Source organism: Sulfurospirillum deleyianum DSM 6946, from assembly GCF_000024885.1.
Classification (GTDB): domain Bacteria; phylum Campylobacterota; class Campylobacteria; order Campylobacterales; family Sulfurospirillaceae; genus Sulfurospirillum; species Sulfurospirillum deleyianum.
Genome location: NC_013512.1, coordinates 2,195,269 through 2,209,176 on the forward strand (window position 1 = coordinate 2,195,269; position 13,908 = coordinate 2,209,176).

Below are 13,908 nucleotides of genomic sequence, written 5' to 3' on the forward strand. Positions count from 1 at the left end.
TAAAGGTAATTCTCTCATAACAAATCAATGTTCAGAGTTTACTTTTTCTTTACATGTAAAAGTTTTATTGCTCAAATTCGTTAAAGTAGCCTCGTATCATTTCATCACTTTCTCAAATCTAAACATCTCGTCATCCTCATCATCATCTTGAAAAGTAGTCGTATCCTGGTGTGGATCGGGGGTGAGCTTATTGTAAAACTCAACGATTCTGAAGCCGCATCTATTGACGTAAAAATGTATATTTCTTTTCTCAAAGTAGGGGGTAACTGTTTCCCAAATCTTCGTATTTGGATGCGCTTCTTCAATAGCTTTCCATGCAAGAAGCCCAACGCCACGACTCTGATTCTTTGTTGAGATAAAGAAAAAAGAGAGGGAGTTATGCTGTGTGGCTTCGTCGATTATAACAACTGCACCGCCGACAATTTCTTGATTTGCCTCTATCCAATAGACGATGGCACCCTGAGCAAGAATGGACTCTTCAATATCTTCATCAGAGGGAATCGGTTCATCAAGCGTATGACCAAACTCTTTTTCTGCGGATACGCTAAAAGCACTTTGCAAATCACCCTTAAATTTTTCAAATTCTGATGCGTGTACAATCCTAAGAGCAATATTTAATTCATTTTTATGATGATTCATTGAGTTCTCCTAAATTTTGAGGGCTAAATTTTCTAAATAAACTCATTGCGATTATAAAACTAACCGCTTCAGCCATCGGTATTGCCATAAATATTCCGTTTTTATCAAATACAAAAGGTAACATCACTATAAAAAATACAGGAAAAATCAAACTTCTTGATAGCGCAATTACCATAGAAGCCAAGGGTTTATGAATCGCTGTTAAATAAGCAGAAATCACCAAATTAATACCATCAAAAAGAAAAATTATCCATAAGTATGTAGCAAAACTAAGAACAATTTGTTTTGTTGTATCATTGCTCTCTTCTAAAAAAATATCTGCTAAGGTATCTGGCACAAAAAGGAGTAAGAGTATCATAACGACACCAACCAAACTAGTAGCGATAAAAGCTAATTTTAAAAATGCTCCTATTCTTTTGTGCTCTTTGGCTCCAAAATTTTTACTAATGATGGGTTGCAAGGAGTCGCTGATACCAAAACTTATCATCACGCCAATGAATAATAGATAATTGATAACCGTAAATGCGGCAATCCCTTCCATACCGAAATTTTTTATCATCACGTAGTTAAAAACTAACGTCATGATGCCTATTGAAATTTCATTAACAAACTCTGAAGCCCCATTGTAAAAAGCTTTAAGAATGTGTGCGTAACTTCCTATTGGTTTTACAAATTGAAGTGTTGCTTTTTTTGAGAAAAAATGAGGCAATAAAATAAACAACAAAATAAGTTGCGAAATACCCGTTGCTAAGGCTGCTCCAAAAATACCTTTTTGTAGATAAACAATCATAAACCAATCCAACAGCACATTGATAAGAGCACTGAAAAGTAAAGCTATAAAAGCAAGATTTGGTCGATTATCAACCCTTACAAAATAATCTAAAACAACCCCAATCATCAAAAAAGGAATAAAAAGCAACATAATAGACAAATACTCGATTGCAATTTTTGCCAAGTTTTCATCTGCACCAAAAAAATGTAAAAGTGTCTTAATATTTAAAAATAAAACACTCGAAGTTAAAAAGCTAAAAAGCGTGATAGTAACAATCGTTTTGCTAAAAATAAGAGAAGCGTTTTTAACGTTTTCTTCACCTATGAATTTGCCTGCGAGGACACTGCTCCCAATTGCCAACATCAAAGCAAACCCAAACAAAAACGAGAAAATAGGTAAACTGATGTTAATTGCCGCAAGCCCAAAGTCGCCTACATAATTACCTATAAAAAATCCATCAACAATGTTTGCGGATGAAATAGCCAACATTCCCATTACTGAGGGGATGGAGTATTGGAAAAAGATGGATGCTATATTGTCTTTGGTGACATTCATACGGTTATGCCTACTTTTTTTTCAATAATTTTTCAATTTCTAAAAAGTAGTTTGATAACTCTACTTTCAAATCATAGTTATCAACCATTAACGATTGTAAAAACATCCCATCTGCGGTTGCGCAAATGGATTTAGCAATAGATTTTGCGTCTTTATGAAAATTGTCTTTTTGTATCTCTTCATCAAAAATCTCGTCTAAAATGGCAAAAACTGTTTGGTACATCGTAGTGTTAAATTCTCGTATCGTGCTATCATGAGAGTTGATATACAAATGCATCGTATCTACCATCAGTTTCCTAAAATCTGTATAATACGCTTCCTCACTCATATAGATGGCAAACAAAAGATTTAATTTTTCCATAAAACTCTTTTTATGCTTACACACTTCGATAATATGCGCATTTAATTCAAACACTTTTTTGGACATCACTTGGTATATCAACTGCTCTTTTGTAGAAAAATAGTGATAAAACTGCCCTTTTGACATGTTGATACTTACAATAAATTGATTTAAAGAAAAAGCTTCAATTCCAATGTCTGCAAACATTTTATACGCTTCATCACAAATAAAATCTATTTTTTCCTCTTTATTGACCATTTTTGGCATCTGTATCCTTTTATAAACTATCGGTCTATTATATACTTTTGAACTTAAGCTTAAGTTCAAAAGATTTGATGGCAAAAGTGACACCACTACCCCTGTATATCAAATCTTTTGGCGGTAGCCTCTGTTTATTTTTTTCTCTTCTTTCATACAACGCCAAACTAACACAACTATGAGTATAATGAGGAAAAAGAAATTCTTTGACGATTAAAGTGGGCTATGATGAAAGCATTTAAAGACCTCAACATTAAAACTAAACTTATTATTATCTTCGTTTTTATTAAGGTGATTCCTGTCATTCTTATCTCTATGATAGCGCTTTTTGGCATTAATGAACTCTACACTTTTTTGAACACAAATACCCTTGCCATTAAAAAGACCGCACAAGAAGTTGTCACGTCTACGGCTACCATTGCCGTCGAAGATAGTATCTTAGCTCTGGATAAAAAATCGCAAAATTCACTCGAAATTCTCTCCACTCAAATCGCACAAGCAGTCGCTAATTTCCTCTATGAGCGAGATCATGACCTGCTTTTTTTATCCCAATCAAAACCCAATCCTGAAATGTATCAAACGTTTTTAGAGACAAAAAAACGCTATATTATGGATGTGGATACCCAAAAATATGTTTATGATGAGCATGAAAAAAAATGGGTCTACCAAACACAAAATGAGCTCGAAACATATTTTAATGAAGCAAAACTTCCCGATAACAAACGAGAGTTTCAACGTATTGACCCTAAACCGTTTCAATCCAAAGCCATTCCTCTTTATAAAGAGATTACTTTTTTAGATTTAAAAGGCAATGAGCAAATCAAAATCTCCTCCCTAAGCCCCAATAAAGTCAATGTTGCCCAAAAATCAAACACCTACTTAAAAGCAGAAAACTACTTTAAACATCTCTCCTCTTTGAAAAAAAATGAGATTTATGTCTCTGAAGTCATTGGAAAATACATTCCTAGCCGTATTATTGGCACTTTTTCCCCAGAAACTGCCCAAAAAGCAGGGATTGCATTTGAGCCAGAAAATCATGCCTATGCAGGTAAAGAGAATCCTAAAGGTAAACGCTTTGAGGGCATTATTCGTTTTGTCACACCTGTGTATGAAGGTGATAAAAAGATAGGCTATCTCTCTTTAGCACTCGATCATCGACACATCATGGAATTTACCGATACTGTTGATCCCCTTGCATACTCAAAAACAGATATTCCTGATGCAGGTGAGGGAAATTATGCTTTTATGTGGGATTATAAAGGACGAAATATCTCCCATGCGAGGGATTATTTTATTGTAGGCTTTGATGAAAAAAGTGGCGAATATGCCACTCCATGGCTCAGTCAAGACCTCACAAACGCTTTTAACGAATCCAATGTCTCCAATATTCACACCTTCCTAAAAAGTTATCCACTCTTTCATGAGCAAAGTTTAGAGAAAAAACCCAACCTTGAGCAGATTAAAAAAGGAGAATTAGGGCTTGATTGTCGCTATCTCAACTTTGCCCCGCAATGTCAAGGCTGGATGCAACTCACGGAGAACAGTGATCTTGGCTCGTTTATTATCTTTTGGAGCAATGTTTGGAAACTTACCACCGCAGCCACCATCCCCTACTACACAGGGCAATACGGCTCAACGCCTCGAGGATTTGGGTTTGTGACCATAGGTGCTAATGTCGATGAATTTCACAAAGCTGCCAATGCAACCAAAGAGAACTTAGAAGGCATTGTTCAAAACAAATTAGGCGAAATTGACACGATGATGACCCAAGCAGAAGAGGAAACCAGCAAACATGTCAAAAGCGTTATGGATGAGCTAACTTACTCAACCCTCTTGCTCATCTTTTTCATGATTTTAATTGCTATGTGGCTCTCAAACCACTTACGAAAACGTCTTGACGCCCTCTTAAAAGGCTCCAACGAATTCGCCAAAAACAACTTAACGTATCACATCAATGTCGAATCCAATGATGAAATTGGCATCCTCGCAAACGCATTTAACCAGATGGCTCACTCTCTTAAAGGGTATATGGATACGGTGATGACCCTCAATGCTTCTTTAGAAAAAAAGGTACAAGAGCGCACCTCAGAGCTTCTTTTACTCAATCAAACCATTCAAGAACAACTTGACATTAAAAAAGAGCAAGAGGAAAAACTCGAAATCTTTGCCAAAATTTTCTCCAATACCATTGAAGGAATCGCTATTACCAATTTAGAGGGCATTGTGCTTCAAATAAACGATGCCTTTAGTGCTATGACACACTATGCACCTCATGAAGTTCTCGGTCAAGATATCCGCCTTTTACGCTCTTACAAACACCCAGACTCACTCTACAAAGAGATATGGGATACCGTATTTTCCAATACAGCATGGCAGGGTGAACTTTGGAATAAACGTAAAGATGGTACGCTCTATCCAGCTTTACTGATTATTCATCCTATTTTAAATCGTGAAGGGCACATCTCTTACATCGTTTTTATTCAACATGATATTTCTGTTCTCAAACACAATGAGGAAAAGTTACATCAACAAGCGTATTACGATCCTCTCACAAAACTTGCCAACAGAACATTAGCTTATGACAGGCTCCAACATGCCATTACCAATGCCAAATCACGTCGACGTTTGGTGAGTGTTCTCTTTTTAGATCTCGATAAATTTAAAAATATTAATGATACCCTAGGACACGATATTGGAGATTTGTTGCTGATTGAAGTCGCAAAAAGAATTCAAGCACTCTGCTCCCAAAGCGATACGGTCTGCCGTTTGGGCGGTGATGAATTTTTGGTAATTTTAGAAGATATAACGCATTACGAAACAGCCATCAGTGTTGCAAAAGGCATCATTGCCGCTTTATCTCAACCCTTTTATCTTGAGGGCAGAACCATCTCAACCTCAACAAGCATCGGTATTACGTACTACCCCAACGATGGCGATACAATGAAAACCCTGCTCAAAAACGCAGATATCGCCATGTATCGCTCTAAAACAAATGGGAGAGGTTCATACGAAATTTTTACCACCGCACTCAGTGATTTTATTAAGGAGAGTGTTAAGCTCGAAGAACGCCTTAAAAAAGCCGTCGAAAAGCATGAATTTTTCATGCACTACCAACCCATTTATGACCTCCAAAAAAAGGAAATCATTGGACTTGAAGCCTTGATGCGCTGGAATTATAAAGGAGTTACCTACTTCCCTGACACCTTTTTATCTGTTATGGAAGAGACAAAAATGATTGCAGAAGCAAGTAGTAACCTCTTTATTTCTGTCTTTCATTTTATAAAAAAACTCAATGAAGCCCTAGGAAGAGAGCTGTTCGTCTCTATCAATATTTCTCCTGTGCAATTTAGTGTTGCTCCCTTTCAAGAGAGTTTAATTCACGCCTTAGAAGCTTCTACCCTTCGAGCGCAACTGGTCTGTTTAGAAGTCACGGAGAGTCTCTTTTTAGAAAATATCGAAGAAGTTTCGCAAAAACTAGCAGCACTTAAAACATACGGTTTTTGCATTGCATTGGATGATTTTGGAAGTGGCTACTCCTCGCTTCAATACCTCAAAGTCTTACCTTTGAATAAATTAAAACTAGACCGTATTTTTGTTCAAGACCTTCCAGACTCACAAAGCGATATCGCCATTACCCAATCGGTTTTAGCCTTAGGCAAAAATTTTAATGTCAATGTCATTGTTGAAGGAGTCGAAACAGAAGAGCAATGCAAATTTTTAGAGCAGATTGGATGTCGCTACATTCAGGGGTATTTGATTTCTAAACCTATGCCAGAAGAAAATGTACTGGAATTTTTAAGAGAAAAAGAGCATTAAAAAAGATGTAAAGCAGGAAATCCTGCTTTACATGTAACAATTACGATGAAGCGCCTTCTGTATTAAACACTCTATCTCCCGCATCGCCAAGACCGGGGACAATATAGCCATTTTCATTCAAACCATCATCAATACACGCTGTATACACAGGTACGTCTGGATGAACCTCAGCAAAGCGTTTTAAACCTTCAGGAGCAGAGACAAGCGCTAAAAAGCGAATATCTTGAATTCCTTTTTGTTTCAAAAAATTCACCGCATCAATGGCCGTACCGCCTGTAGCAAACATCGGATCAATAATAATCGCTGTACGCTCTTTGTGATCGGCTGGAAGTTTCGCATAATAAAACTCTGGCTCAAGCGTTTTTTCATTGCGCTGAAAACCCAAAAATCCAACACTGGCATCAGGAATCAACTTAAAAACGCTATCAAGCATACCAAGCGCTGCTCGTAAAATGGGGCAAATCATAATCTTTGCATCCAATTTTTGAGCATTCGCAACCGCCACAGGTGTTTGCACACGCACAAAGCGCAAAGGCAAATCACGTGTCGCCTCAAACAACATTAAGTATGAGATTTCATCTACCAAAAGTCTAAATTGAAAGGGTTCTGTTTTCTCATCTCTTAAAATCGAGAGTTTATGCTCAATCAAAGGGTGTTTGATGACGTGGACGTTTTTCATCTATTTTTGCTCTGCATCAATAATTTCTTGAAGGTCTCTTTTGTAAAGACCAATATCAAAATCTGCTACACGTGCAACACCATCGTTAATCGCCGCTTCCGCAACCGCTGCACTAACCCATACCAACACACGTCTATCAAATGGTTTTGGAATAATGTAGTTGTAACCAAACTTCAAATCCTCACCATTGTACGCTGCTTTAACATACTCAGGTACTTCTTCTTTAGCCAGTTTTGCCAACGCAACCGCAGCTGCCATTTTCATACCTTCAGTAACTTTAGTGGCTTTAACGTCTAGGGCACCTCTAAAGATAAAAGGGAAACCTAAAACGTTATTGACCTGATTTGGATAGTCACTTCGACCTGTTCCCATCATGACATCATCTCTTACCGCATAGACTTCTTCTGGTAAAATTTCTGGTGTTGGGTTTGCTAGAGCAAAAATGATGGGGTAAGGATTCATAGACTTAACCATATCCTGAGTCACAACACCAGGAGCGGAGAGACCTAAGAACATATCTGCGCCTTTCATTGCATCTTCTAACGTTCTATCACTGGTTTCAAGTGCAAATTCTGCTTTGTATTTGTTCAAGTCTGTTCTACCTGAATGAATCACACCTTTAGTGTCAATCATCACAATGTTTTTAGCACCTAAGAGTTTATACATTTTTGCACATGCAATACCAGCCGCACCCGCACCAGAGACAACAATCTTCATCTCTTCGATTTTTTTACCACTGATTTCAAGCGCATTAATTAAACCCGCACTCGTAATCATCGCTGTTCCATGTTGGTCATCGTGCATAACAGGAATATTCACACATGCTTGAAGTTTTTGCTCAATATCAAAACATTTAGGCGCTTTAATATCTTCAAGGTTAATACCACCAAACGTTGGAGAAAGTGCTTTACAAATCTCGACGATTTTATCAGCATCATGTTCGTCTAATTCAATATCAAAGGCATCAACGTTGGCAAATTTTTTGAAAAGAACAGATTTTCCTTCCATAACAGGCTTACCCGCAATCGCACCGATATCGCCTAAGCCTAAAACCGCTGTACCATCAGAAATAACCGCAACGAGATTTCCCTTATTGGTATATTGGTACGCCAATTCATTATCTTTTTCAATCTCTAAACACGGATGCGCAACACCTGGGGTGTATGCCATAGACAAATCTCTCGCTGTATCACAACGTGATTTCACATTAATCTCGATTTTTCCACCTATGTGGTACGCTAACGATTCCTCTTTGGTTACTTTTCCTTTACTCACACCTAACTCCTTTTAAAAGATATTAATTTTTCTATTCTCTCAATCACACCTGCGTATCCAATAATTTCTAAAACTTCAAAAATGGAAGGGCTCACGGAGCTTCCTACCATCGCAATGCGAATGGCTTGTGCTAAATCTTTCAGTTTTAAACCACGCTCTTCTAAAAATGCTTTCGTAAATGTTTCAAATTCACTCGCTTCTTGCAGCATTTTTTCATTTTTTAATGCCTCAAAATAATGTTCTAAAAGTATGACTGTATCGTTGTTGAGAAACTTCTCAACTGCTTTTTCATCGTAACATATTGGTGCTTCCAAAATCTGTTTTGTTAAGTTTGCAAACTCCACTAAGGTCTTAGCTCTATCTCTAAGTGCGTCAATCAGTAACGTTTTCTTTACATGTAAAGATAAATCAACATCAAAAAAGCGTAATTCTTCGATTAAACGCTCATAACTTGCTTGTTTAATATAATGGGCATTAAGCCACAACAGTTTTTCTTGATTGTAGGCAGATGCTGATTTATTGATGTTATTAGGGTCAAACCATTCTTTCATCTCATCAAAAGAGAAAATTTCTTGATCACCATGACTCCATCCTAAACGAATGAGGAAATTCAAAAGCGCTTCAGGCAAATACCCCTCACGTTTGTACTCCATCACATCGACTGCGCCATCACGTTTTGAGAGCTTTTTACCCTCAGGATTTAAAATCATTGGCACATGGTAAAACTTAGGAACATCAAATCCTAAAGCCTGATACAAAATAATCTGTTTGGGAGTATTAGAAAGATGGTCATCCCCACGAATGACTTCATTCACGCCCATCAGCGCATCATCAATGACAACCACAAAATTATACGTTGGCGTACCATCACTACGAGCGATAATAAAATCATCTAACATATCACTGGCATTAAAAGAGACTTCGCCTTTGACACCATCGACAAACGAAATAACACCGCTCGTTGGCGCTTTAATACGAATCACAGGCTCAACCCCCGCTGGTGGTGTGCCTGTAAAATTACGGTAACGCCCATCATAGCGAGGACGCTCTTTACGTGCCATTTGTGCCTCACGAAGCGCATCTAACTCTTCTTTACTCATATAACATTTGTAGGCTTTTCCCTCTTCTAAAAGCTTTTGAACATAGCTTTTGTAGAGATCAAATCGCTCAGACTGATAAACAATCTCACCCTCATGTGCTAAACCAACCCATTTAAACGCTTCTACGATCGCCTCTGCGGCTTCTTTGGAGTTACGTGCCAAATCGGTATCTTCAATACGAAACAAAAATTTTCCATTGTTTCTTTTTGCCCAAAGGTAACTATAAAGCGCCGTTCGAAGTCCACCAATGTGCAAATACCCTGTAGGACTTGGGGCAAAACGTGTCACAACCATACCATCAAACCTTTTAATTATGTCAAAATTATGTATCATTTTGTTACGCAGTGAACAAATTTTTCGAAAGAAACCCTATAAAAAAACATCTTTTTAATTTATTTTGTTCAAAAAAATGTTATCATTTGGGGCTTCTTACATTATTAATACGCAGTGATTATATAGCGAGTTTTCTTAAAACAAAGGATTATGAATGAAGATTAAATTAAAGGTGTTAACTTTTGTAACTTTGGGTGCGACCCTTCTTTTCTCTCCCGCAAACGCTGGAACAGTCGATGGAATCTCCTTAATTATTAACAAAGAACCTATCACACTTTACGATGTTTTTAAATATTCTCAACGCTTCAACCTCTCGAAAAAAGATGCTTTAGATATCTTGGTACGCCAAAAACTCGAGGAAGCTGAAATTAAAAAATTAGGCATTAGTGTTGAAAATTATGAAGTGGATCAATACATTGAAACACTAGCAACCAACAATAACATGAACACAACCGATTTTCTCGCCATGATTCGCTCTAAAAATGTGGATGTTTTTGAATACAAAGAAGAACTTACCAATAAACTCAAACGTGATAAACTCTATCGTAAAATTATCAGCAACAAACTTCAACAAATAAGCGATGGTGAACTCAAAGCCTATTACGATGAAAATCTCCATGAATTTTCACAAGCCAATGGCTTTGATGTAACGATTTACACCAGCGCAAATCAAGAGAGCCTTATCAGTTTGAAAAAGAATCCTATGAGTACATTTAAAGATGTAGAGCTTAAAGAGGGAAGTTTTCAAGCAGGTAAAATGGACGCCAATCTTGCAACGTTATTGAACAAAACAGCGACCAGTAGTTTTTCAAGCATTGTCAAATCAGACCAAAACTATGTTATGTTTTTCGTGAAAAATAAACACAACGCACAAACAGTTGCGTTTGACGATGCGAAAAATTATATTCATGCTAAATTATCAGAGGGGAAAGAGCAAAAAGCGATTGAAGAGTATTTTGAAAAACTCAAATCCTCTGCCAATATAAAAGTCGTACGTTTACCATAAGTAGTTTTAAAGGGTCGCTCTTTTAGCGACCCTTTTGTATTAATAGCGTGAAAGATAGTTTGTATCGAATTTATTCTCTATAAAATCTTTATTGTCCATCATTCCTAAGTGAAAATCACGTACCGTTTTAATTCCCTCGATTTGTAACTCACTTAAAGCTTGTTTCATCTTCTTAATCGCACGATTTCTATCTTCACCCCAAACAATAAGTTTTCCAATCATGGAATCATAATGCGGTGGTACAGAATAGCCTTGATACGCATGTGAATCCATACGCACATTGCGACCACCAGGGATAATATACTTGGTGATTTTTCCAGGACTTGGAATAAATTTCACAGGGTCTTCTGCGGTGATACGACACTCAATAGCATGACCACGAAATGTTAACGCACTTTGCTCAAACAGTTTTTCACCCTCTGCTACACGAATCATCCACTCAATGATATCAATCCCACTCACCATTTCACTCACACAGTGTTCGACTTGAAGACGTGTATTCATCTCCATAAAGTAGAAATTTTTATCCGCATCTAAAAGGAATTCAAACGTACCCGCATTTTCATAGCCAATGTACTTCGTTGCTTTTACCGCCACTTCGTGAAGGCGTGTGCGTGTTTTATCATCCAGTGCAATAGCAGGGGATTCTTCAATGAGTTTTTGATGACGTCTTTGCATCGAACAATCACGCTCACCAATATGCACCACATTGCCAAAAGAGTCACCAATGACTTGTACTTCAATGTGACGTGGATTTTTGATGTATTTTTCCATATAAAGCGTACCATCACCAAACGCACTAATCGCTTCGCTTTCAGCGGCAAGGTATGATTTTTCTAGGTCTTCCATCTTTTCAACCACACGCATACCACGTCCACCGCCACCCGCACTGGCTTTTACAATCACAGGAAGCCCAATTTGAGTCGCAAGCTCTTTAGCCTGTGCAACATCTTTCAGTGCGCCATCGCTTCCTAAAATAACAGGTACTCCTGCTTTTTTCATCACTTCTTTGGCTTTGGATTTATCACTCATTAACACCATGGAATCAACAGAAGGTCCAATAAATTTGATATTGTGATGTTGACACACTTCCACAAAGGTTTGATTTTCACTCAAAAATCCATACCCTGGGAAGATAGCATCACACCCGCTAATTTCTGCGGCACTAATAATGGCAGGAATACTCAAATAACTCTCGCTCGATTTTGCCCCACCAATACAAATACTCGCATCAGCATGTTGAAGATAAAGCGCATCTTTATCCGCTGTTGAATAAACCGCAATGGCTTGTTTCCCCATCTCTTTGATGGTTCTTATTGCACGAAGGGCTATTTCACCGCGATTTGCAACAAGAATTTTCTCAATCTTCATTAAACTTTCTCCACCAAGAAGATTGGCATATCAAACTCAACAGGCTGACCATCGGCAACTAAAATATCTAAGATTTTGCAGTCAAACTCCGCTTCAAGCTCATTCATAATTTTCATCGCTTCAATAATGGCGATTGGCTGACCTTTGCGTACCACATCACCTACTTTTGCAAATGCAGCTGCCCCAGGAGAAGGAGATTTATAAAATGTTCCAACCATAGGTGATTTAATACTCAAACCAGCAGGTGCAGCATCCACACTCACTTCTCCGCTCATCATAACAGCAGGTGCAGGTGCGGCAGAGACAGGTGCGATGGGTGCAGAAACCATTGGGGCTGTATGAATGACGTTTGATTCATATCCCTTTTGAAGCTCAATACTAAAATCACCCTCTTTAATTTTTAGTTTTGTGATATCACTCTTATCAAAAAAACGCATTAACTCTCTAATTTCATTTTTATCCATACAATTCTCCTAATAATTTGCCATTTTTTGGCATAACATAAAGTGTGTTATAATACCACACTAAAGATATACGATCACTTAAGGAAAGTTATGGGTTTAAAAGCAGACAGTTGGATACGTGAAAAATCGCTAAAAGAGCGTATGATAGAACCTTTTTGCGAAGAGCAAGTAGGCAAAGATGTGGTGAGTTATGGTGTAAGTAGTTACGGCTATGACATCCGTGTGGGACGTGAGTTTAAAATCTTCACCAATGTCAATTCGACCGTCGTTGATCCTAAAGAATTTGACGATAAAAATGTCATTGATTTTGAAGGAGACATTTGCATTGTTCCACCTAACTCTTTTGCGTTAGCTCGTACGGTTGAGTACTTTCGTATTCCTAAAAATGTGCTAGCTATTTGTCTGGGAAAAAGTACCTATGCACGCTGTGGTATCATTGTCAATGTCACTCCTTTTGAACCTGAATTTGAGGGACACATTACCATCGAAATTTCAAACACCACCCCACTCCCTGCAAAAATTTATGCCAACGAAGGCATTGCGCAAGTGCTCTTTTTGGAGGGTGATAGCGAGTGTGAAACCACTTATAAAGACAAAAAAGGAAAATACCAAGGTCAAACAGGTATTACCTTGCCACGCATTTTAAAATAACCCAAAAATGCCTTTACATGTAAAGCGTTTAACCGCTCAAAATACCTTAGCATTTGATGGCTTTTACGCCATCTACACAAAGGCATTTCCACTGAGCGAACAAAAGAGTCAAGAGACTCTTTTAGCCATGCTCTATGCTCCTTTTTACACCATTTTTTTAGCCTATGATGACGAAAAAATAGTCGGATTTTGCATTATGTATCATCCCCAAAAAGATGACTTTTTTCTGCTCGAGTACATTGCCATTACCCCACACATTCAAGCCAAAGGAGTAGGCTCTTTTTTACTCCAAACAAGCCTAAATCTGCTTTTTGAAACAGAGGGAATTCGTCCTGTGTTGATTGAAATAGACTCTCCAAAACACGCCTCTTCTGAGCAGGAAATTCGTGAAAAAAGAGAGCGATTTTACCGTAAAATGGGTGCCTTAAAAATTGAGCCATTGGATTATAGTTTACCGCTTCAAAGCAATGATACACCTCCACCTATGGCGCTTTTACTGCTACATTACCCACACAAAACGCTTCAAAAAGAGACCCTAAAACGCTGGCTTGAAGCTCTCTTTTGTGACGTATATGGCTGTGCTAAAGACGACCCACGTATTGAATGCATGTTAGCGGGTACACATACCTATTTTACTCTGAACTAAAGG

General features: G+C 37.9%; 12 protein-coding genes. 4 read left to right on the top strand and 8 right to left on the bottom strand.

The window, feature by feature from the left end:
- Positions 1–96: 96 nt before the first annotated feature.
- From SDEL_RS11055 to SDEL_RS11065, 3 genes are read right to left on the bottom strand one after another with little or no spacing between them, the layout of a single operon-like run.
- On the bottom strand, positions 97–639 hold the full coding sequence (locus SDEL_RS11055) for a GNAT family N-acetyltransferase (protein WP_012857947.1): 543 nt from the start codon (positions 637–639) through the stop codon (positions 97–99).
- Complete coding sequence (locus SDEL_RS11060) at positions 626–1,966, bottom strand: MATE family efflux transporter (protein ID WP_012857948.1); 1,341 nt, start codon at positions 1,964–1,966, stop codon at positions 626–628. The genes SDEL_RS11055 and SDEL_RS11060 overlap by 14 nt, the downstream gene beginning before the upstream one ends.
- Positions 1,967–1,976: 10 nt before the next feature.
- A complete protein-coding gene (locus SDEL_RS11065) occupies positions 1,977–2,573 on the bottom strand; it encodes a TetR/AcrR family transcriptional regulator (RefSeq protein ID WP_012857949.1) in 597 nt (198 codons plus the stop codon).
- A 216-nt stretch (positions 2,574–2,789) separates the two neighbouring features.
- On the opposite strand from SDEL_RS11065, the gene SDEL_RS11735 reads away from it, so the two are divergent.
- On the top strand, positions 2,790–6,380 hold the full coding sequence (locus tag SDEL_RS11735; protein WP_012857950.1) for an EAL domain-containing protein: 3,591 nt from the start codon (positions 2,790–2,792) through the stop codon (positions 6,378–6,380).
- A gap of 40 nt (positions 6,381–6,420) precedes the next feature.
- Here SDEL_RS11735 and upp read toward each other — a convergent pair whose 3' ends face one another.
- The 3 genes from upp to gltX are packed head-to-tail and all read right to left on the bottom strand — an operon-like array spanning position 6,421 to position 9,728.
- On the bottom strand, positions 6,421–7,059 hold the full coding sequence (gene upp, locus SDEL_RS11075; protein WP_012857951.1) for a uracil phosphoribosyltransferase: 639 nt from the start codon (positions 7,057–7,059) through the stop codon (positions 6,421–6,423).
- Positions 7,060–8,334 (bottom strand): malic enzyme-like NAD(P)-binding protein, encoded by a 1,275-nt coding sequence (locus SDEL_RS11080; protein WP_012857952.1) that lies wholly within the window; start codon positions 8,332–8,334, stop codon positions 7,060–7,062.
- A 2-nt stretch (positions 8,335–8,336) separates the two neighbouring features.
- Positions 8,337–9,728: a glutamate--tRNA ligase gene (gene gltX / locus SDEL_RS11085; RefSeq protein WP_012857953.1), complete on the bottom strand. Its 1,392-nt coding sequence runs from the start codon at positions 9,726–9,728 to the stop codon at positions 8,337–8,339.
- A gap of 193 nt (positions 9,729–9,921) precedes the next feature.
- Between gltX and SDEL_RS11090 the strand changes: the two genes are divergently transcribed.
- Positions 9,922–10,773 (top strand): peptidylprolyl isomerase, encoded by an 852-nt coding sequence (locus SDEL_RS11090; RefSeq protein ID WP_012857954.1) that lies wholly within the window; start codon positions 9,922–9,924, stop codon positions 10,771–10,773.
- 39 nt (positions 10,774–10,812) lie between these two features.
- Here SDEL_RS11090 and SDEL_RS11095 read toward each other — a convergent pair whose 3' ends face one another.
- Both SDEL_RS11095 and accB read right to left on the bottom strand, forming a co-directional pair.
- Positions 10,813–12,144, bottom strand: a complete 1,332-nt coding sequence (locus tag SDEL_RS11095; RefSeq protein WP_012857955.1) for an acetyl-CoA carboxylase biotin carboxylase subunit — start codon at positions 12,142–12,144, stop codon at positions 10,813–10,815.
- On the bottom strand, positions 12,144–12,608 hold the full coding sequence (gene accB / locus SDEL_RS11100) for an acetyl-CoA carboxylase biotin carboxyl carrier protein (RefSeq protein WP_012857956.1): 465 nt from the start codon (positions 12,606–12,608) through the stop codon (positions 12,144–12,146). Before accB ends, SDEL_RS11095 begins: the two co-directional genes overlap by 1 nt.
- 90 nt (positions 12,609–12,698) lie before the next feature.
- Between accB and dcd the strand changes: the two genes are divergently transcribed.
- On the top strand, positions 12,699–13,259 hold the full coding sequence (dcd, locus tag SDEL_RS11105) for a dCTP deaminase (RefSeq protein WP_012857957.1): 561 nt from the start codon (positions 12,699–12,701) through the stop codon (positions 13,257–13,259).
- Between the two features lie 7 nt (positions 13,260–13,266).
- Positions 13,267–13,905 carry a GNAT family N-acetyltransferase gene (locus tag SDEL_RS11110; protein ID WP_012857958.1) on the top strand — a complete coding sequence of 213 codons (639 nt, stop codon included), beginning with the start codon at positions 13,267–13,269 and terminating at the stop codon, positions 13,903–13,905.
- Positions 13,906–13,908: the final 3 nt, after the last annotated feature.